Origin of the sequence: Methylobacterium sp. Leaf465, assembly GCF_001424705.1 — a bacterium.
Classification (GTDB): Bacteria; Pseudomonadota; Alphaproteobacteria; order Rhizobiales; family Beijerinckiaceae; genus Methylobacterium.
On sequence record NZ_LMRA01000012.1, the window covers coordinates 17,631 to 37,762 of the forward strand.

Below are 20,132 nucleotides of genomic sequence, written 5' to 3' on the forward strand. Positions count from 1 at the left end.
GTTTACTCTCTTTGGTTCCATCACGGTTTCGAGAGAGCCTATAGTCGTCGGCGCAGACGATGCGGGTCGGTCGTGGGCGGGCGCGACCGATCCGTCCATTCGTCCAGCGTAGACTTGGAGATTCCCGGCGCAGGACAGCGGCATCCCGGATGCACACCGACCGGTCCCGAAAGCGGTGGTTTCCGATCGCGGAGATGCCAGCGGATGCGGATGCCGGGTCCACCAGAACGGCATCGATCCTCCGCCGAACGGGTTCGCCCGGTAATGGCCGAAGCGAAGATCGCTCGCACGCGATGGGACGGAGTCGTCGCGGCTCCGCGCGATCCTGCGGCGATCTGCAGGGCTGCGCTCGAAGAGCGTCCCCGCCGATCCGACCCCGGACGTGTCCCGTTCAGGCGTCGCCCAGCAGGCGGTGCTCACAGAGCATGCGCCGGACGGTGCCGCTGGCCGAGCGGTAGACCACGGTCTCGGTCTCGATCAGGCCGGGCCGGAAGCGGACGCCCCGCAGCAGGGCGCCGTCGGTGACGCCGGTGGCGGCGACGATGACGTCGCCCCGGGCCATGTCGTGCAGCTCGTACTTCCGGTTCGGGTCGCTGATGCCCATCCGGGCGGCGCGCTCGCGCTTGTCGTAGCTGTCGAGGATCAGGCGGCCCTGCATGTGCCCGCCGATGCAGCGGAGCACGCCGGCCGCGATCACGCCCTCGGGAGCCGCGCCGATGCCGAGATAGATGTCCGCTCCGGTCGCCTCGGCATTGGCGGTGTGGATGATGCCTGCGATGTCGCCGTCCGAGATCAGGCGGATGCCCGCCCCCGTCGCCCGCACGGCGGCGACGAGCTGCATGTGGCGGGGTCGGTCGAGGATGATGGCGGTGATCTGGGCCGGGTCGACGCCCTTGTGACGGGCGAGCGCAGCGATGTTGTCGGCCGGGCTGGCATCGAGATCGACGAGGCCGGCCGGGTAGCCGGGCCCGATGGCGATCTTCTGCATGTAGACGTCGGGGGCGGCGAGCAGGGAGCCGGCTTCCGCCAGGGCCGTCACCGCGATAGCGCCGGGCATGTCCTTGGCGCAGAGGGTGGTGCCCTCGAGGGGATCGACGGCGATGTCGACCTTCGGGCCGTCGCCGGTGCCCAGGCGCTCGCCGATGTAGAGCATCGGGGCGTTGTCGCGCTCGCCCTCCCCGATCACCACGGTGCCGTCGATGGGCAGCAGGTTGAGCTCCAGGCGCATCGCGTCGACGGCGGCCTGGTCGGCCTCCTTCTCGCGGCCCTGTCCGCGCAGGCGGGCCGCGGCGATGGCGGCCCGCTCCGTGACCCGCGCCAGCTCCAGCGTCAGGGACCGGGCCACCGGCGCGCGCGATTCCAAATTGCCACCAGCCATGTGAGCCTCGCGCCCCTGCGCCTCTCTCGGGCGCTCCTTATGAACTAAAATGCGCGTTTGGCATGAAGTTTCGCGCCGCGCGCGCAGTTTTCTTCGTTCATCCCCAGATCGTGCGCACGGCCCCTATTCGCGCTCGATCCGGATCAGCTGGGGGGCCTCGGCGAGCAGGCCGTCGGTCGCGATCGCGTCGAGGGCGTCCCGGATCGTGCCCTCGGTGGCGGCGTAGGTGATCAGCACCAGGGGGACCGGCTGGCCCGAGCGGCCATGCGGGTCCTTCGAGGCCGCACTCTCGGAGCGGCGCTGCAGGATGCTCTCGATGGAGATGTCGCGCTCGGCCATGCGGGTGGCGACGCCCGCGGCGACCCCGGGGCGGTCGTGCACGGTGAGGCGGATGTAGTAGCCGCCCTCGTGCCGCTGCACGGCGACGCGCTGGGACGGGCTCAGGGCGGCGGCGGGGCGTCCGAAGGTCGGGCGGCGGGTGCCGGCGGCGATGTCGGTGATGTCGGAGACCACGGCCGAGGCGGTGGCCTCGCCGCCGGCACCGGGACCGATCAGGGTGAGCTCGCCCACCGCATCGGCATCGATGGTGACCGCGTTGGTCACGCCCATCACCTGGGCGATGGCGGAGGATTTCGGCACCATGGTCGGATGGACCCGCTGCTCGATGCCCCCGGCCGCCGCCTGTGCGACGCCGAGGAGCTTGATCCGGTAGCCGAGTTCCTCGGCCATGGTCAGGTCGAGGGGCTGGATCGCCGAGATGCCCTCGACCGAAACGCCCTCGGCGTCGACCTCGGTGCCGAAGGCGAGGCTCGTCAGGATCGCGAGTTTGTGGGCGGTGTCGAAGCCCTCGACGTCGAAGGTCGGGTCGGCCTCGGCATAGCCGAGGGCCTGGGCGTCCTTGAGGCAGGCCTCGAAGGTCAGGCCCTCGCGCTCCATCCGGGTCAGGATGTAGTTGCAGGTGCCGTTCATGATTCCGTAGACGCGCGACACGGCGTTGCCGGTCAGGCCCTCCCGCAGGGCCTTGATCACCGGGATGCCGCCGGCGACCGAGGCCTCGTAGGCGAGCGCCACGCCCGCCGCCTCGGCCTGCCGGGCGAGGGCCGCGCCGTGCTTGGCCAGCAGCGCCTTGTTGGCGGTGACCACGTGCTTGCCGGCGGCCAGGGCCGCCTCCACCGTCTGCCGGGCCGGCCCCTCTGCGCCCCCGATGAGCTCGACCACGCAATCGACCTCCCCGGAGGTCGCCAGGGCGACGGGATCGTCGAACCAGGTCACGCCGGCGAGGTCGAGGCCGCGGTCGCGGCTCCGGTCACGCGAGGAGACGGCGGTGACGCGAATCGCCTGCCCGCTGGTCTGGCCGAGGGCCTCGGCCCGGCGGGCGACCATCCGGACGACGGCGGCGCCGACGGTGCCGAGGCCGGCAACGCCGAGGCGAAGGCTCTGTGTCATGGGTGTGTTCCGTCACTCTGTCGCGCCGTGGACCTGCCGGGTCCGGGACCTGCCGCGTCCGGCGGCGGTGCGGGCCCGGCGTCGATCGGCGGAGGCGAATGCCGCGCTCGGCGCGGCCCGATCTTCTGCAACGATTTGCCGGGGGGCGCAACAAAACGGCCGGCCGTCGGGGTGACGCGGCGTTACGATCGGCGCCGACGGTAGCGGACCGCGATGGCGATGAGCGCGCAGAGCACCCCGGCATTGAGGATGTGCCAGAGGGCGTGGGTGCCCAGGGGCCAGACCGGGCACACCGCCCGGTCGAGGGTGCGGAAGGCGAGCGAGACGGCGAACAGGGCGGCGACTCCCAAGAGGCCCAGCCCGGCCTCGCGCCGGGCGGGATCATGGCGGCCGAGCCCGGCCTCGCGCCGGGCGGGATCCGGGGGACCGCCCCGCGGCGCCAGCAGGCCGGCGGCGACGCCCGCCAGCGCCAGGATCGCGGGGGCGTAGGCGATCGAGCCGTTGGTGAGCGCGTCCGTCGACCGGCCGGTGAGCCCGTCGAGGGCGGGCTCCAGGCCGAGATTGACGGCCGCGAAGGCCAGGGTGGCGGCCAGCGCCGCCCCGGTCCCGAGGCCGAAGTAGCGCCGCATCGCCAGGAGGAAGTAGGCGTAGATGAAGAGCGCGATCGGGATGACGTCGGCCAGCAGCGCCCAGCGCACCGCCAGGGTGTGGAACAGGAACGAGCCGACGCCCACCACCGCCACCAGGGCGCTGAGCAGGAGGGCCGGCCTGTCGCCCGTGCGAGCGCGGCGCACGCGCGCCGCCGCCAGGGCGGCGGCGATCAGGAAGGCGCCGTTCGACAGGGCGTTGACCGGCTCCGCCCAGAAGCCGGGATCGCTGCGCTCGCAATAGGCGCAGATCGGCGTCAGCCAGTCCCCGTCCATCCGGACCTCCCCGTCATCGCCCGTCGCGCCTGCGGAGCGCAACGCCTCGATCCGAGCCTCGCCGTCGAAGCCTTGCCAGCCCGCGGCGAAGGCCCGATGACGGGCATCCACGCGCCCCAGCTCCCAGAGACTCCCTGCCCATGCGGATCGCCACCTGGAACGTCAATTCGATCAAGCAGCGCGTCGGTCACCTCGTCGGCTTCCTCGACGAGGCCAAGCCCGACGTGGTCTGCCTGCAGGAGCTGAAATGCCAGGACGAGGGCTTTCCCCGGGCGGAGATCGAGGCGGCGGGCTACGCCGTCGAGACCCTCGGGCAGAAGGCCTATAACGGCGTCGCCCTGCTGGTGCGCGCGCCCCTGGCGATGTCCGAAATCCGCCGCGGCCTGCCCGGCGACGACACCGACGAGCAGGCCCGCTACATCGAGGCGCTGATCTCCGGCGAGGGCGTGCGGCCGGTCCGCGTCGCCTCGATCTACCTGCCCAACGGCAACCCGGTCGACAGCCCGAAATACCCCTACAAGCTCGGCTTCCTGGAGCGGCTGCGGCGCCATGCGCAGGGCCTGCGCGAGGCCGAGGAGGCGGTGGTGCTGGCTGGCGACTACAACGTGATTCCCGAGCCGGAGGATGCGGCCGACCCCGAGGCCTGGCGCGGGGACGCGCTGTTCCTGCCCCGGAGCCGGGCGGCGTTCCGGGCGCTCCTCGCCGAGGGCTACACCGATGCCCTGCGCGCCTGCGATCCGCGGGCCGGCCTCTACACCTTCTGGGACTATCAGGCGGGGGCCTGGAACCGGAACGCCGGCATCCGGATCGACCACCTCCTGCTCTCGCCGCAGGCCGCCGACCGGCTGACCTCGGCCTCGGTGCAGAAGCACCTGCGCGGCCTGGAAAAACCCTCCGACCACGTGCCCGTGACGGCGGATCTCACGGACGCGTGAGCGAACGATCCGCGCGCCCGGGGGTTGGGCTCCGGCAATCCCCCACCAGAATCCCCCCAACACGGAGTAACCCCCCGCGTGAAACTCTACGGCACCAGCTACTCGCCCTACGTCCGCAAGGTGCTCGTCGCCCTGGCCGAGAAGGGCCAGGAGGCGGAGCACATCCCGCTGTTCTTCCACGACAAGGACCCGGCCTTCCAGGCGGCGAGCCCGCTGGGCAAGATCCCGGCCTTCGACGATGACGGCTTCCTGCTGGCCGATTCCTCCGCGATCCTGACCTACCTGGAGGCGAAGTTCCCGAGCCCGGCATTGTACCCGTCCGAGGCCAAGGCCCGCGGCCGCGCGATCTGGTTCGACAAGTACGGCGACACCGAGATGTTCGACGTCATCATCGCCCCCTTCGCCAACCGGGTGGTGAAGCCGAAGATGCTCGGGCAGCCCGGCGACGAGGGCGCCGTCGCCAAGGCCCTCAACGAGGACCTGCCGAAGATCTACGATTACCTCGAGGGGCAGATCGACGGGCCCTACCTCGTCGGCGACGCCTTCAGCGTCGCGGACATCTCGGTGGCCACGGGCTTCCACAACCTGCACTTGGCTGGCGAATCCGTCGATGCCGGGCGCTGGCCCAAGCTCGCCGGCTACGTCGACGCCACCCTGGCGCGCCCGTCCTTCGTCACGGCGCTGGCGGCCCGGACGTCTCCGAACTGATCGCCCGAATTGGTCACCCGAAGCGGTGCGACCGTCGGCGTTCAGCGCCGGCGGCGCGCTGATCCGGTGACCTGGGCGGTGGTCTGGGAGGCCTGCGCCATCGCGGCGGCGCGGTCCTCCTCGCTGGCCGAGGCCCAGGCCTTCTCGTAGAGGGCGACGATCCAGTCGTCCTTGCGCCCCTGGGCGGCTTCCCGGGCCATCGAGAGCCACATCAGCCCGCGGGCGCGCTGGGCCGGCACGCCCTGGCCGTTGACGAGGAGCTGGCCGAGCAGGGCCTGGGCGGGGGCATGGCCCTTCTCGGCGGCGAGGTTGAACCAGCGCGCGGCCTGGCGCGCGTCGGTGTCGACGCCGGTGCCGTCGAGGTAGAGCCGGCCGAGATTGTACTGCGCGTTCGGGTCGCCGAAATACGAGGCGGCGTAGTTGAACATGTCGTAGGCGCGCTCGGGGTTCGGGCGCACGTAGGTGCCCTTGATCCCGTCGAGGAAGTAGGCGCCCAGGGCCGTGAAGGCGCTCGCGACCACGCCCGAGTTCTGGGCGTCCGGCCCCTCGTCGGTGGTGTCGTCGGCGATGCGCGAGAAGAACTCGAAGGCCTTGAGGTCGTCGTGGGGCACGCCGTCGCCCTCGGCGTACATGCGGCCGAGCTTCCACAGCGCCAGGGCATGGCCCTGCTCGGCGGCGTATTCCAGGGCGCGGGCGGCCCCTTCCTTGTCGCCGGCATTGTAGTCGCGCACGCCCATGCGCAGGGCCTCGCGGGCGCTGCGGTAATTGCCGCTGGGCACCGGTGTCCGGGCGGTGGCGTCGAGGGCCGCCGCCGGCAGGGCGCCGAGAGCCCCCGGCAGGGCGCCGAGGGCCGCCGGCAGGGCGCCGAGGAGCACGAGCCCGACCGCCGCGGCGAGCCGCCGGCCCATCGGGGCGAGCGGCCGATCCCGGGCGGCCCGGACCGGCCGCGGGGCGCGGCCGAGGGCTGTCCTAGATGTCCGCATAGGTGTGCGTCTCCTCGGCGCCGCCCGGATGGGTCACCGCGCCGTTCACCGCCGGCCCGACGGTCTGCTGGTACTTCCACAGGTAGCCGGAGGTGGCCGAGTTGGTGCGCGGGCTCCAGGCGGCGCGACGCGTCGCGAACTCCGCGTCGGAGACCGCCACGTCGAGGGTGCCCTTGATGGCGTCGAGGGTGATGACGTCGCCGTCGCGGATCAGGCCGATCGGACCGCCGACGGCGGCTTCGGGCCCGACATGGCCGACGCAGAAGCCGCGGGTGGCGCCCGAGAAGCGCCCGTCGGTGATGAGCGCGACCTTGTCGCCCATGCCCTGGCCGTAGAGGGCCGCGGTGGTGGAGAGCATCTCGCGCATGCCGGGGCCGCCCTTCGGACCCTCGTAGCGGATGACGAGGACTTCGCCCTCCTTGTAGGTGCGCTTCTGGACGGCCTCGAAGCAGGCCTCCTCGCCGTCGAACACGCGGGCCGGGCCGCTGAAGACCTGCTTGTCCTCCGACATGCCGGCCACCTTCACGATGGCGCCCTCGGGGGCGAGGTTGCCGCGCAGGCCGACGACGCCGCCGGTGGGCGTCAGGGGGGTGGCGGCGGAGCGGACCACGTCCTGGTCCGGGTTCCAGTGAACCTTCTCCATGTTCTCGGCCATGGTGCGGCCGGTCACGGTCATGCAGTCGCCGTGCAGGAAGCCGTGGTCGAGCAGCGTCTTGAGCAGGAGCGGGATGCCGCCGACCTCGAACATGTCCTTGGCGACGTAGCGCCCGCCCGGCTTCAGGTCGGCGATGTAGGGCGTCCGCTTGAACACCTCGGCGACGTCGAACAGGTCGAACTTGATGCCGCACTCGTGGGCGATGGCCGGCAGGTGCAGGGCCGCGTTGGTGGAGCCGCCCGAGGCCGCGACGGCGGCCGCCGCGTTCTCCAGGCTCTTGCGGGTGACGATGTCGCGCGGGCGGATGTTCTTGGCGATGAGCTCCATCACCTTCTCGCCCGCGGTCATGCAGAATCTGTCGCGGATCTCGTAGGGCGCCGGGGCGCCGGCCGAGTAGGGCAGCGCCAGGCCGATGGCCTCGGAGACGGTGGCCATGGTGTTGGCGGTGAACTGCGCGCCGCAGGCGCCGGCCGACGGGCAGGCGACCTGCTCCAGCTCGTCGAGGTCCTCGAGGGACATGTCGCCGACCGCGACCTTGCCCACGGCCTCGAACAGGTCCTGCACCGTCACCGGACGGCCCCGGAACGAGCCGGGCAGGATCGAGCCGCCATAGATGAAGATCGACGGCACGTTGAGGCGCACCATCGACATCATCATGCCGGGCAGGGACTTGTCGCAGCCGGCGAGGCCCACGAGGGCGTCGTAGGCGTGGCCGCGCATGGTCAGCTCGACCGAGTCGGCGATGACCTCGCGGGAGGGCAGCGAGGCGCGCATGCCGGCATGGCCCATGGCGATGCCGTCCGTCACCGTGATGGTGCAGAACTCGCGCGGGGTGCCGTTGGCGGCCGAGACGCCCTTCTTCACCGCCTGCGCCTGGCGCATCAGCGAGATGTTGCACGGGGCGGCCTCGTTCCAGCAGGAGGCGACGCCCACCAGCGGCTGGTGAATCTGCTCGCGGGTCAGGCCCATGGCGTAGAGGTACGAGCGATGGGGCGCGCGCTCGGGCCCCTCCGTGACATGGCGGCTCGGAAGCTTCGACTTGTCGGTTTTGCTCGCGTCCATCGTGTGTCTCACCGCCCCGGCCTGATACGCATGTGTGGGTTCGGCGCGACCGCGAACAGATGGGTGCGTTCCGTGGGGACCCACGGCGCGCGGCCCACCGGACCGTTTCTCGGAAAGCGTCTGAACTCCGCGGTAAAGCGTTGGGGGAACTATCGTTTACCGCGCTTGCTGAGGTGGTCCCGGTTTATGGCGGGATCGCGGCGGCGAGAGGGGTCTCCCAAGGCAAAGTCGGGATGCTTTCGGGGTGTTGCGACCTCGCCACAGCCACGCTTTGGGGTGGGATTTCTTTCGGACAACCTGAGGCGACGGCGGGGTTCGTCCCGGGTCCCCGCGCGAAGGCTTTGCCAACCTCAGGCCGGCTCGGACTCAGGCCGGCTCGGACCCGTCGCCCAGCAGGGTCGGGCCCGGGGCGGCCGCGAGGGCGGGCCCGCTGTCGTCCTTGAGGGTCACGCCGGAGAGCCCCAGCGCGAAGGCCTGGGTCAGGAGCCAGTCGAGCTTGAACGCGGCCAACGCGTGCGAGAGCCCGGCCGGGCGCACGTTCGAGAGGCAGTTGCGCTCGGCATCCGAGCGCCCCACCCGCGGGGCGAAGGTGAGGTAGAGCCCGAGGCTGTCCGGCGAGGACAGGCCGGGCCGCTCGCCGATGATCACCACCACGGCGCGGGCCTGGAGCGCCGCGCCGATGCCGTCGCCGAGGGCCACCCGCGCCTGCGTCGCCACCACGATGGGTGCGAGTCGCCAGCCGGCCCGCGCGATGTGGGGCTGGAAGGCGGCGAGGAGGCCCGCCGCCCCCTCGTGCACGGCCCGGGCCGAGAGGCCGTCGGCGACCACCAGGGCGAGGTCCACCGGGCCGTCGCTGCGGGCGGCGAGCGCCGCGGCGCCCTCCTCCGTCAGGGCGCGGCCGAGATCCGGCCGCCGCAGGTAGGTCGCCCGGTCCGGCGCGGCGGAGGCCACGCGGAGCGTCTCGAACCCGAGGGCCGCGAGGCCCGCGCTCACCGCCTCGGCGTCGAGGGGCGTGTGCACGGCGTCCCGGGCCTGGGCGTGGGCGAGGCCGAAGCGCAGGACCTCCCGGGTCGGCAGGCCGGAGCCGGCCCGGCCGAGGCCGATGCGGGCGGGGGTGAGCCGGGCGAGGCGGGCCCAGGGGTCGGCCTCGGTGCTCATGCGGCCAGCCCGGGATCGGCGAGCCCCGGCGCGGCGGCGATCAGGCGGGCGCTCGGCCCCTCCGGCAGCAGGGCGCCCTCCGCGTCGGTGAGCCCGATCCGCTCCAGCCAGGCCTCGAATTCCGGGGCGCGCTTCAGGCCGAGCACCTCGCGCAGGTAGAGGGAATCGTGGAACGAGGTGGACTGGTAATTCAGCATCACGTCGTCGGCGCCGGGGATGCCCATGATGAAGGTGCAGCCGGCCGCCCCCAGCAGGGTCATCAGGGTGTCCATGTCGTTCTGGTCGGCCTCGGCGTGGTTGGTGTAGCAGACGTCCACGCCCAGCGGCACGCCCATGAGCTTGCCGCAGAAGTGGTCCTCCAGCCCGGCCCGGATGATCTCCTTGCCGTCGTACAGGTATTCCGGCCCGATGAAGCCCACCACGGTGTTGACGAGGAGGGGCCGGAACGGCCGGGCCACCGCGTAGGCCCGGGCCTCCAGGGTCTGCTGGTCGATGCCGTGGTGCTGGCCCGCCGAGAGGGCCGAGCCCTGCCCGGTCTCGAAGTACATGCAGTTGTCGCCGACCGTGCCGCGCTTGAGGGCCAGCGCCGCCTCGTGCGCCTCCCGGAGGATCGGCAGGGTGACGCCGAAGCTGGCATTGGCCCCTTGCGTGCCCGCGATCGACTGGAACACGAGGTCGACCGGCAGGCCCCGGTTCATGGCCTCGATCGTGGTGGTCACGTGGGTGAGGATGCACCCTTGCGTCGGGATCTCCAGGCGCCGGATCAGGTCGTCGAAGAGGTGGAGCAGGCCGCTCAGGGTCGAGACGGAATCGGAGGCCGGGTTGAGGCCGATCACCGCGTCGCCGCAGCCGTAGGACAGGCCGTCGAGGATCGAGGCGGTGATGCCGGCGGCATCGTCGGTGGGGTGGTTGGGCTGCAGCCGCACGGCGAGGCGCCCCGGCAGCCCGATGGTGTTGCGAAAGCGCGTGACCACCCGGCACTTGCGCGCCACCAGGATCAGGTCCTGGTTGCGCATGATCTTGGAGACCGCCGCGGCGATCTCCGGCGTGATGCCGGGGGCGATCCGCGCCAGGGTCCCGGACGAGGCCGTCAGCAGGAACTCGCGAAAGTCGCCGACGGTGAGGTGGGCGATCTCGGCGAAGGCCCCCGCGTCGTGGGTGTCGAGGATGAGGCGCGTGACGTCGTCGGCTTCGTACGGAATCAGGGGCCGGGCCAGGATCTCGCGCAAGGGGACCTCGGCGAGGCACCAGCGGGCCGCCACCGCCTCCTCGGCGGATTCCGCCGCCACGCCGGCGAGCCGGTCGCCCGAGCGCACCGGCGTCGCCTTGGCCATCAGGGCCGCGAGATCGGCGAAGACGTGGGTGCGGGGGCCGACGGTGTGACGATAGGCCATGGCGCGATGCCCTCCGTGAACCGTTCACATCGCACGCCTGCCCGGTTCGGCAAGGGCGCGGCGATCGCGGCGCGCTAGGATGATCGGGGCGCGCTCGCCCCGGGTCTCAGGCCGCGCCCGCGTGCGGGGCCGGCTCCTCGGTGGAGATCGCGTCGACGGTGCGCTGGGGCGGGCTGCCCTGCCCGTCCGCGCGCACGATGCGGATCTGCTGGTTGACCGGCTGCATGTTGCCCCAGGGCGTCGAGAAGGCGATCTCGGCGGCGTCGCGCCCGACGCCGATGCGCACCAGGCCGTCGAGGTCGGCCTGGCGGGTCGCATCGAACAGCCACCAGCGCCCGTCGAGATAGGCCTCGAACACCGCGTGGAAGTCGCTCGGCACGAGGCCGTGGGCGTAGCAGCTGACGAAGCGGGCGGGGATGCCGAGCGCCCGGCAGAAGGCGGTGCCGATATGGGCGAAGTCGCGGCAGACCCCGGCCCGCTTGAGCAGGCTCTCGTCGGCGGTGGTCTCGCCGTCGCTGGTGCCGGGCTGGTAGGTCAGGTGGTCGTGGATCCAGTTGCAGATCGCGTTGACCCGCTGGTGGCCCTTCGGCAGGGCGCCGAACTCGGCCAGCGCGAAGGGCGTCAGCCGGTCGGACGAGACGAAGCGGCTCGGCAGCAGGAACGGCAGGATGTCGAGGGGCAGCTGGGAGATCGGCGTCTCGTCGACCGTCGCCGGGTCGGCCCGGTGCACGGTGAGCTCGACCTCGGCGCTGTATTCCAGGGCGAACTGCCCCACCGGCACGTTGACGCCGAGGTAGCGGTTCTGGAGGTCGGGCGTGATGTAGATGTCGCGCTTCAGGTTCGGCGACAGGATCAGGCTCTCGCTGAGGATCTCGACGCTACGCAGGCGCGCGACCTCGAGGTTGAAGATGAAGGTCGTGTCCGAGAGGATGTTGTAGGATAAGTTGCAGCCCAGTTGATAGCGCACCATCCGCTCCTTGCCGGCAGGTCTCGGCGGCCAGCATAGCAAGGATCGCGCCTGTGGCAGCAGAGATCGTGCCCGCCGAACCTGGGGATGGTTCGCGAGACTGCGGACGACTCGCGGACGAGACCATCGCCATGCGCCTCACGTTTTCGAGAGTTGAAAATCTCAGGTTGCAAAACTACGGCAGCTGAGACAACTTGAGATATCTTCAGTGGAGTCGATGAAGACAATCTTCGGGACGAAGTCCTGAGAGATCACGCCACGCTGCAACGGCTGCGGTTTGGCGCTGCGCACCCATGCCGGGAGGGAAAGCCATGGCGGTTGATTTCAGTGTGGTCGGCGTCTTCTACAAAACGCGCGTCGATCTCGGCCAGGTGAAGGGCAATACGGTCGGCGATATTATGCAGTACCTCTATCGCACGGATCCGAACTTCTATTATACGTCGATCGTCTTCGATCAGAACACGATTGTGAACTCGATCGGGATCAACCACCCGACGCCGTTCCAGGGACGCACCGGGATCACCTATCCGGCCGGGTTCTATCGGTTGGCCCAGAGCTTCACCGACCCGACTCCGAACCCCTACTCCGTCTGGCAATACTACCTCGCCGATCAGAACGGCATCCGCCGCGAAAGCGTCGGGGATCGCTCGTTCACCCAGGCGCCGGTGCAGGATGGCTGGTCCATCGTCTGGCGTCTCGTGACCATCTGCAACGCGCCGACCAGCCTCGCGAGGCGGATGCGCAAGCTCGTCACGCCGGACGTGCAGGCCTCGTTGGGGATGACCTGACCCCTCAGCCTCGCGGCACCAGGATCACCGTGAGCGAGCGCACGCCCTGCGCGCCGTGGATCAGCACGCCCTCGATGTCGGCGGTGGCCGAGGGGCCGGTGTGGAGCACGGCGTAATCGGCGTGGGCGAAGTCCGGGCGGCGGTAGGCCGCCTGGATGTTCACCAGGATGTCGGCCGGGTCGAGGAGCACCACCAGGTGCTGGGCGAGGTAGGCGACGGCGTTCACCTGCAGTTCGGCCTGCGTGAACAGCACCGAGCCGGTCTCGGCGACCCCGAACACCGCCCGCACGACGGCGACGTCGACGTCGGCGAGGTCCTGCGGCCGGGCCACGGCGCCAAGATCGCGGTTGCCCGCGATCTCCGTCACGGCCGAGGCGATGACCGACGCGCCGGCCAGGCGCTCGGGCACGCTGGCGAAGGGGTCGCCGCCGGGGTCGGCCTCGGCGAGCCGGCCGCCCATGCGCTTCAGGCGCTCGCCGAACTCGGCCACGTGGTCGTCGCCGACCAGTGGCGCGAAGAGCGGCACCTCCGGCAGGGGGTAATCGCCCGCCGGGCGGTTCTGGCGGATGCGCGCCAGGGTGGTTTCGCGGACGCTCATGTCGCACTCTTCGTCGTGTCGCCGGTCTTCGTCGTGTCGCCGGTCTTCGTGGTGCCGTCGGTCTTGGTCGTGTCGCGGGTCTTCGTCGTGTCGCCGGTCTTGGTCGTGTCGAGGGTCTTCCTGCCCCCCGCCTGGCCCATGCGGTTCTGCTTGTACCAGGCGTGGAAGGTCTGGCGCGGGGCCTCGGGCATCTCGCGGCCCTTCCCCCAGGTGTTGAGCGGGTTGTAGACGGCGAAGCGCGGCAGCACCTTGAGGGCGGAATCGGCGGCGCCGATGGCCGCCCGGTAGGTGGCCGGGCGGCTCAGGACCTGGCCCGCCGCCTTCATCATGCCCTGCTTCAGGAGCGGGATCTGGTGCTCCTCGGCCAAGACCTTCCGCCACGCGAAGATCTGCTCGTGGATGTTGATCTTCACCGGGCAGACATTGGTGCAGGAGCCGTTCATCGTCGAGGAGAACGGCAGGGTCGAGTATTTCCGCTTGTTGAAGGTCGGGTCGATGATCAGCCCGATCGGGCCCGAATAGGTGGCGCCGTAGGACAGGCCCCCCGAGCGCCGGTAGACCGGGCAGGTGTTCATGCAGGCGCCGCAGCGGATGCATTTCAGGGACGTCCAGAACTCCTCCATGCCGAGGCGCTCGGAGCGGCCGTTGTCGACCAGCACCATGTGCATCTCGGTGCCCGCGCGGGGCGCGCGGAAGTGCGAGGTGTACTGGGTGATCGGCGAGCCCAGCGCCGAGCGCGAGAGCAGGCGCAGGAACACGCCGAGATGCTCGATGCGCGGGATCAGCTTCTCGATGCCGATGGAGTGGATCTGGAGCTTCGGCACGTTGCCCGAGAGATCGGCATTGCCCTCGTTGGTACAGGTCACCACCGTGCCGGTCTCGGCGATGGCGAAGTTGCAGCCGGTGAGCCCCGCATCCGCCTCCAGGATCAGCGGGCGCGTGTGCATGCGCTGGCTCTCGGCGAGGTAGTGGGCGTCGTCGTTCTCGGGGTCGGTTCCCATGGTGCGGGAGAAGACCTCGGCCACGTCGAAGCGGGTCTTGTGCACGGCCGGCACCACCACGTGGCTCGGCTCCTCGTTGTCGAGCTGCTGGATGCGCTCGCCGAGATCGGTCTCGATCACCTCGATGCCGGTGCCGGCCATGTAGTGCCGGAAGCCGCATTCCTCGGTGAGCATCGACTTCGACTTGATCAGCGACTTGGCGCCGTGATCCTTGAGGATGCCGTGCACGATGCGGTTGTGCTCGGCCCCGTCGGCGGCCCAGTGCACGTGCACGCCGTTGGCCTTCGCCTGGGCCTCGAACTGCTCGAGGTAGCGGTCGAGGTTCGCCAGGGTGTGCGTCTTGATCTGGGAGGCGAGCTCGCGCAGCTCCTCCCATTCGGGGATGCCGAAGGCGGCGGTGTCGCGCTTGGAGCGCAGGTCCCAGAGCCGGGCGTCGTGCGCCTTCTGGTGCAGCGGCGCGGCGAGGAAGCGCTCGGCGGCCTCGGCCTGGTCGATGGGCCGGTCGCCGCGGATCTTGGCGCCGCGCGGCTGCGGCTCGCGGGGCGCCTTCGGGGAGATGGCCTCGGCCGAGATCGGCCTCGAGGCGCCCTCCGCGTGCTGCAGGCGCCGGCCGTCCTGGCCCCGCTCGCTCTCGTCGTTCGCGGCCAGCACCTCGGGATGGATCACGCCGTCGCGGCGGGCATCGTCGCGGGGTCGAAGGTCCTCTCGGGGACGGAGTTCATCGGAGGCGCTCATGCGGTCGCTCCATTCAGGATGCGGGCGATGTGGATGTACTTGAGCGGCACGCCGAGCCGCTCGGCGCAGCCCTTCTGGTGCATCAGGCAGGAGGAATCGGCCGAGACGACGTAGGCGGCCCCGGCCTGGGCGTGGTCCGCGACCTTGTCGTAGCCCATCTTGGCCGAGACGGCGGGCTCGAACACCGAGAAGGTGCCGCCGAAGCCGCAGCACTCGTCGGGCCGGGCGGGGGCCACGATCTCGATGCCCTTGACCTTCTTCAGGAGATCCAGGGGCTTGGAGAAGAACGGCGCGTTCAGCTCGGACGGGCGGGCGTGGTGGATGCCCCGGAGCGCGTTGCAGTTGCCGTGGTAGCCGACCTTGTGGGGGAACTCGGCCCAGGGGAATTCATCGACCTTGAGGATGTCGTGCAGGAACTCGACCAGCTCGAAGGTCTTGGCCCGCACCGCCTTGACCTCCTCGGTCTGCGGGATCGCCGTGAGGTGCTCGCGCACCTGGTGCACGCAGGAGCCGGATGGGGCCACCACGTAGTCGAACGGGGCGAAGTTCTTCACGAACAGGGCCTCGGTGGCGGCGGCCTCGGCGTGGCAGCCGGTGTTGGTCATCGGCTGGCCGCAGCAGGTCTGGTCGAAGGGGTAGTCCACGTCGAGCCCGAAGCGCTCCAGCAGCTCCAGGGTGGCCACCCCCACCTCCGGCTCGAAGGCGTCGACGTAGCACGGCACGAACAGTCCGATGCGCATGGCGTTCCCTGGTCCCGCGCCCGCCGGGACACCCCGCCGGCCGCCTTTGGAAATGTTCTACTCTGGGGCCGGGTTTAGAGCATCGGACCAAAAAGGGGAAACCGGTTTCTCGGGCGCGGGGGCCGTGGGCCGGCGCCCCGGCACGCATCCCGGCGGGTGGCGCACGCATCGGTCTCGGCGGGTTCACGTCTCGCGCCTTCGCGGAGCCTTTTCGCGCCCGCGCGGACGATGGCGTGCCGTCCGACCCGACCCCGACCCGTACCACGCGCCCGCGGACCGGGACGACCTCGCCGGCATCCGGCAGGGCGAGGGGTCGGGCGCTGCGCGGACGGTTCGTCCCTCGGGCGAGTCCGGGGGGGGCTCCGGGTCTCGCGCGGGGCTTGGGATCTCACGCGCGCGGCGCGGACTCCCGGTGCCCCAGGCCGCCCGGCCGCGGGGCCGTCGACGGACCGGGGCGCATCGGGGCCCCGCCGGGGTGGAGCACCCGGAGGGCGACGCAGGCGAGCACGGCCAGGGCCAGCCCGAGCCCGAGGGGCACCCCCGTCAGGTCGGCGACGAGGCGCGGCAGGGCGAACAGGGGCGTCGCGCACAGGAGGGCCCGCTCCGGCCAGCGCAGGCCGCCGGCGTCCCGGGCCGCCAGGACGAGGAACAGGGTCGCGGGCACCAGGGGCGCGAGGTCGTAGACCGGCAGGTAGGGCGAGAGCAGCGGCACCGCGGCGAGCAGGGCGGCGGCGCGCAGGGGCGCGGGCGTCGGCCCGCGCCAGCTGCGCAGCGCCAGCGCCAGCGCCGCCAGGGCGACGAGGCCCTGGAAGGCCCAGGCGGCGGCCATCGTGCCGCCCGCGAGCCGCACTGCGCCGAAGGCGCTGGCGTTGACGTCGAGGCCCGCCCCGGCGTCCCGGAGGATGATCTGGTTGGTGGTGCCGAGGGTCCGGAGGAAGCCGATCCAGGGCGCCGGGCCGAACGCCGCCAGGGCGGCGGCGGCGAGGGCGAGCATGGTGGCGAGGCAGGCGCCCAGGCAGGCCCGGCGGCCGGTGGCCAGGAGCAGGAGCGGCGCCAGCACCGCGAAGTGCGGCTTGTAGCAGAGCAGCCCGAAGCACAGCCCCGCGAGCCAGGGGCGCCGGTCCACCAGGGTCGCGCCCAGGGTCAGGAGCGCGGCGGTGAACAGGGCGTTCTGGCCGTAGACGAGCGTGCAGAAGACGAGCGGATGCGCGAGCGCGATCCCGGCCCCGTCGCGGCACCCGGCCGCGAGTCCCATCGCGAAGGCGAACAGGCCGACGGACAGCGCGGTCCAGAGCCAGAAGGCGGCCTGCGGCTCCCACACCGCCAGGGCGGCGGCCGGCAGCAGGAACACCGGCGGGTAGTGCCAGGCGAAGCGGCAATCCGGCCCGAACGCGGCCTTCAGGTTCGCGAGGTGCACCGGCAGGTCGTAGGGCTCGCCGGCGCGGCCCTCCAGCGCGGCCCGGCCCGCGACCCAGATCTGGCTGAAATCCACGCCGAGCACGTCGCCCCGCCAGTTCCGCCGCGGCTCGGGGCCGGTGCCGTACAGCACCGCCACCACCCCGAGGGTCAGGGGCACGAGGATCCAGGCGGCGCGCCGGGCAAAGGCCAGGAGGCGCGCATCGGAGCCCACCAGGTCCGCGAACGCGGCGCGCCAGGCGCCGCGCGGCGCAGGCGCGGTTGCGTGCCGTCCCGTCATGGCCATTCCGATCACACGCACCAGGAACGCTCCGGGGCACGGGCGGCCGCGACGACGGTCCCGACCCGGGCGGCCGGAGGCTGTGTCCGCCCGGCTTCAGTAAGGCCGAAAGCGCTTAACAAACCGCGCCCGGCCCGGGTGGATGCGGTCCGGCCGGCGCCCCAGCGGGCCGCCAGGGTTCCGTCGGTCAGGTGGACCGTTGCGACGCCGAGCCCGGTGGCGAGGCCGGTGGGCAGGGCGCCCGCGAGGGTGCGCCGGATGCAGAGAAGGCTCGTCGGGCCGATGGGCGCGGCGATGGACAGACCCCGGCTCGCGCCGGCCGGCAGGGCCGTGGCGATGACGCTCACGGCGCCCGCCACGGGCGCCTCGTCGACCTCCGTGTGGTCGTGGGCGACGAATCCCGCCCGTGGCGCGACCGTCGCGAGGGTCGCCTCCGGGGAGCCGATCGGCCCGCGCTTCAGGGCCGAGGAAGCCCGGGCTCAGGCGAGATCGGGCCCGTCGTTCCGTTCGTCGGCCCGCGTCGCGGTGCAGGACAGGACGACGACGGCGCTGGCGCAGAAGGTCCTGATGGCGGGATCCTCCGAAACGCGGACAGTCTCGGCAGGTCCGGAAGGCACGGCCGCGGCCGTTCCGGTCGCTGCCGGCTCCGGCCGGTGCCCCGACCCCATCGAAAAAGCACCGTCTCGCCAGGGGTTTGCCGCGTACCGCGCGACCGGCCGGGGACCGCCCGCCGCACCGTGCTCCGCGGGCGGAGGGACCTGCCGCCGGCCCCGCGCCCGGCTCGGGCCGGCGACATCCCCCATTCGGAGGATACCGCCGCCGGTTTTGGACTGATATTGGTCTTATCAAGATCAGACACATCATCAGTGGGGCGGGCCGATGCGGGAAACTCTGATCGACCGGATCTATGAAGCGGCCGGCACGCCCGAATTCTGGCCGGACGTCCTCCAATGCTTCGGAGAGACGGCGCATTCGGATGGCGGCGTGCTCATGGTCCTGCCGCCCACGGGCACGCCGCGCTGGATCGCCTCCCCGTCCCTCGAGCGCCGCCTGCGGCATCACACCGACGCCGCGTCCTGGCGGGGCAGCGGGCGCACGGCGCAGTGGCGCGCCCTCGCCCAGGGGAGCTTCGTCCGCGACGTCGACCTGCTGCCGGGTTCCTATGACGGCCGGTCCTCCCGGGTCGACGAACCGTTCTGGCAGGTGGGGACGACGATCCCCCTCCCCACCGGCGACGTGGCGATCGTCACGGCCGAGCGCCGGGCCGAGGCCGGTCCGCACGAGGCCGGCCTCCTGCCGCGCCTCGATGCCCTGCGGCCGCATCTCGTCCGCGCCTGCCGGCTCGGGGCGCGATTCGGCTCCGGGCGCGCCCGCACCACCACCACGGCGCTCAACCGGATCGGGCTGCCGGCCGCGGTCCTGTCGGCCTCGGGGCGGGTCCTGGCCATGAATGCCCGCCTGGAGGAGCAGGACGAGATCCTGCCCTCGGGCCAGCATGGCGGCCTCCTGTTCAAGAGCCTGGTCAACAGCAAGCTCCTGCAGGACGCGATCGCCGACGTGGTCGCCGGCCGGCGCGCGGCCCAGACCATGCCGGTGCGCGGCTACGCCGACCGCCGCGCCCACATCGCCCACATCCTGCGCTTCGACCGACACCCCGGCGACGTCTTCGACGCCTCGGCGGTGCTCCTCATCCTGGTGCAGGTCGGCGCCCGGGCGGCGCCGGATGACGGCCTCCTCCACCTGCTGTTCGACCTGACCCCGGCGGAGGCGCGCCTGCTCCAGGCCCTGGCCGGGGGCCTGCGCCTGCAGAGCTATGCCGAGAGCGTCGGCGTCCAGACCAGCACGGTGCGGACCCAGCTCACCTCGATCTTCAACAAAACGGGCACCAAGCGGCAGGCGGAACTCCTGAGCATCGTGGCCTCGCTCTCGATGTTCAGCGGGCCGTCGGCCCCGTGCTGAGGCCCGCGTCGCCGGAGGCGGCGTCCGGCCCGGCCCCGTCCAGGAAGGCCTCCAGCGCGGCGGCGGTGGGGAAGGCGTCGAAGGCGCCGAACTGCGCGGTGGCCAGCGCCCCGCAGGCCGCCGCCCGCCGCAGGGCCGCGCCGAGGGGCGCCTTCGCCAGCAGGGCCGCCATCAGGCCGGCCGCGAAGGCATCGCCCGCCCCGACCGTATCGACGGCCGCCACCGGGAAGGCCGGCTGGCGCAGGGGCGGCAGGCCGGGGCGGAACGCGACCGCGCCGCGCTCCCCCAGGGTGACCACGAGGTGGTCGAGGCCCCCGTCGAGGAGGGCGGCGATGGCGGGCGTCGGGCGCCGCGCCTCGGCCAGGGCCTCGGCCGGGCCGAGGCCGAGCGCGGCCGCCTCGATCCCGTTGACGACGAGGAGCGTGGTGTCGGCCAGGATCTCGGGGTCGAGGGGGCGCATCGGCGACGGGTTGAGCAGGGTGGGCAGGCCCCGCGCCCGGGCCAGGGCGAAGGCCTCGCGGATGGGGGCATCCGGGGATTCGAAGGTCGCCGCCACGAGGTCGGCGGCCGCGACGCGGTCGGCCGCCGCCCGGACATCCGCCGCCGTCAGGGCGAGGTTGGCCCCGAGGCAGACCGCGAGGCAGTTCTCGCCCGCCGGATCGACGAAGGCGACGCCGGCGCCGGTCGAGCCCGCATGCGGCACCAGCATGGTCTCGGGAAAGCCCACCTGCGCGAAGGTCGAGCGGACCACCGGGGAGAACACGTCCGCGCCGACGGCGAAGAGCCCGTCCACCCCGACGCCGAGCCGGTGCGCGGCCAGCGCGAGGTTGAAGCCCTTGCCGCCTGGCTCCGCGCGGAAGGCCGAGCCCCCAAGGGATTCGCCCGCCTGCGGCAGCCGCGGGACCTTGACCGAGCAGGCGATCACGAAGCTGCCGATGACGAAGACCCGCATGGAGCACCCCGGCCCGATCCGATATAAGGATTCGTACCGGAGGTCGGACGGACG

18 protein-coding genes are annotated in these 20,132 nt (G+C 72.0%); 4 read left to right on the forward strand and 14 right to left on the reverse strand.

Annotated features, from left to right (window positions below):
- Positions 1 to 391: 391 nt before the first annotated feature.
- From glpX to ASG51_RS08715, 3 genes are all read right to left on the reverse strand, one after another.
- The gene (glpX, locus tag ASG51_RS08705; RefSeq protein ID WP_056380289.1) at positions 392 to 1,378 is read right to left on the reverse strand and encodes a class II fructose-bisphosphatase; all 987 of its coding nucleotides are present in this window, start codon (positions 1,376 to 1,378) and stop codon (positions 392 to 394) included.
- A gap of 123 nt (positions 1,379 to 1,501) precedes the next feature.
- Positions 1,502 to 2,824 (reverse strand): homoserine dehydrogenase, encoded by a 1,323-nt coding sequence (locus ASG51_RS08710; protein ID WP_056380290.1) that lies wholly within the window; start codon positions 2,822 to 2,824, stop codon positions 1,502 to 1,504.
- Positions 2,825 to 3,006: 182 nt separating this feature from the next.
- On the reverse strand, positions 3,007 to 3,747 hold the full coding sequence (locus ASG51_RS08715) for a ceramidase domain-containing protein (protein WP_056380802.1): 741 nt from the start codon (positions 3,745 to 3,747) through the stop codon (positions 3,007 to 3,009).
- Positions 3,748 to 3,887: 140 nt separating this feature from the next.
- Between ASG51_RS08715 and xth the strand changes: the two genes are divergently transcribed.
- Both xth and ASG51_RS08725 read left to right on the forward strand, forming a co-directional pair.
- Positions 3,888 to 4,682: an exodeoxyribonuclease III gene (gene xth / locus ASG51_RS08720; protein ID WP_056273935.1), complete on the forward strand. Its 795-nt coding sequence runs from the start codon at positions 3,888 to 3,890 to the stop codon at positions 4,680 to 4,682.
- Positions 4,683 to 4,760: 78 nt separating this feature from the next.
- On the forward strand, positions 4,761 to 5,390 hold the full coding sequence (locus ASG51_RS08725; protein ID WP_056221677.1) for a glutathione S-transferase family protein: 630 nt from the start codon (positions 4,761 to 4,763) through the stop codon (positions 5,388 to 5,390).
- A 41-nt stretch (positions 5,391 to 5,431) separates the two neighbouring features.
- Here the strand turns inward: ASG51_RS08725 and ASG51_RS08730 are convergent, their stop codons facing one another.
- The 5 genes from ASG51_RS08730 to ASG51_RS08750 all read right to left on the reverse strand — a co-directional run bounded on the left by ASG51_RS08730 (position 5,432) and on the right by ASG51_RS08750 (position 11,609).
- Positions 5,432 to 6,298, reverse strand: coding sequence for a tetratricopeptide repeat protein (locus ASG51_RS08730; RefSeq protein WP_082501283.1), 867 nt, complete (start codon positions 6,296 to 6,298; stop codon positions 5,432 to 5,434).
- Positions 6,299 to 6,359: 61 nt separating this feature from the next.
- On the reverse strand, positions 6,360 to 8,090 hold the full coding sequence (gene ilvD, locus ASG51_RS08735; protein WP_056380293.1) for a dihydroxy-acid dehydratase: 1,731 nt from the start codon (positions 8,088 to 8,090) through the stop codon (positions 6,360 to 6,362).
- A 366-nt stretch (positions 8,091 to 8,456) separates the two neighbouring features.
- Complete coding sequence (gene eutC / locus ASG51_RS08740) at positions 8,457 to 9,248, reverse strand: ethanolamine ammonia-lyase subunit EutC (RefSeq protein ID WP_056380295.1); 792 nt, start codon at positions 9,246 to 9,248, stop codon at positions 8,457 to 8,459.
- On the reverse strand, positions 9,245 to 10,642 hold the full coding sequence (locus ASG51_RS08745) for an ethanolamine ammonia-lyase subunit EutB (RefSeq protein WP_056380297.1): 1,398 nt from the start codon (positions 10,640 to 10,642) through the stop codon (positions 9,245 to 9,247). The genes eutC and ASG51_RS08745 overlap by 4 nt, the downstream gene beginning before the upstream one ends.
- A 106-nt stretch (positions 10,643 to 10,748) precedes the next feature.
- Positions 10,749 to 11,609, reverse strand: coding sequence for a transglutaminase family protein (locus tag ASG51_RS08750; RefSeq protein ID WP_056380804.1), 861 nt, complete (start codon positions 11,607 to 11,609; stop codon positions 10,749 to 10,751).
- Between the two features lie 311 nt (positions 11,610 to 11,920).
- On the opposite strand from ASG51_RS08750, the gene ASG51_RS08755 reads away from it, so the two are divergent.
- Positions 11,921 to 12,397, forward strand: coding sequence for a hypothetical protein (locus tag ASG51_RS08755; protein WP_056380298.1), 477 nt, complete (start codon positions 11,921 to 11,923; stop codon positions 12,395 to 12,397).
- Positions 12,398 to 12,401: 4 nt separating this feature from the next.
- On the opposite strand, the gene ASG51_RS08760 is transcribed toward ASG51_RS08755, so the two are convergent.
- The 5 genes from ASG51_RS08760 to ASG51_RS24595 all read right to left on the reverse strand — a co-directional run bounded on the left by ASG51_RS08760 (position 12,402) and on the right by ASG51_RS24595 (position 17,526).
- Complete coding sequence (locus ASG51_RS08760; RefSeq protein ID WP_056380300.1) at positions 12,402 to 12,995, reverse strand: LUD domain-containing protein; 594 nt, start codon at positions 12,993 to 12,995, stop codon at positions 12,402 to 12,404.
- Positions 12,992 to 14,731: a lactate utilization protein B gene (locus ASG51_RS08765; RefSeq protein WP_244480100.1), complete on the reverse strand. Its 1,740-nt coding sequence runs from the start codon at positions 14,729 to 14,731 to the stop codon at positions 12,992 to 12,994. The genes ASG51_RS08760 and ASG51_RS08765 overlap by 4 nt, the downstream gene beginning before the upstream one ends.
- Positions 14,728 to 15,471, reverse strand: coding sequence for a (Fe-S)-binding protein (locus ASG51_RS08770; protein WP_056221646.1), 744 nt, complete (start codon positions 15,469 to 15,471; stop codon positions 14,728 to 14,730). Before ASG51_RS08770 ends, ASG51_RS08765 begins: the two co-directional genes overlap by 4 nt.
- 388 nt (positions 15,472 to 15,859) lie before the next feature.
- Positions 15,860 to 17,167: a glycosyltransferase family 87 protein gene (locus ASG51_RS08775; RefSeq protein WP_244480101.1), complete on the reverse strand. Its 1,308-nt coding sequence runs from the start codon at positions 17,165 to 17,167 to the stop codon at positions 15,860 to 15,862.
- A gap of 11 nt (positions 17,168 to 17,178) precedes the next feature.
- Positions 17,179 to 17,526 (reverse strand): hypothetical protein, encoded by a 348-nt coding sequence (locus tag ASG51_RS24595; protein WP_056221643.1) that lies wholly within the window; start codon positions 17,524 to 17,526, stop codon positions 17,179 to 17,181.
- A 520-nt stretch (positions 17,527 to 18,046) separates the two neighbouring features.
- Here ASG51_RS24595 and ASG51_RS24020 point away from each other — a divergent pair.
- The gene (locus ASG51_RS24020; RefSeq protein WP_056380305.1) at positions 18,047 to 19,126 is read left to right on the forward strand and encodes a transcriptional regulator; all 1,080 of its coding nucleotides are present in this window, start codon (positions 18,047 to 18,049) and stop codon (positions 19,124 to 19,126) included.
- Here ASG51_RS24020 and ASG51_RS08795 read toward each other — a convergent pair.
- Entirely contained in the window at positions 19,101 to 20,078 is a 978-nt protein-coding gene (locus ASG51_RS08795) for a PfkB family carbohydrate kinase (protein WP_056380307.1), read from the reverse strand. The genes ASG51_RS24020 and ASG51_RS08795 overlap by 26 nt on opposite strands.
- Positions 20,079 to 20,132: the final 54 nt, after the last annotated feature.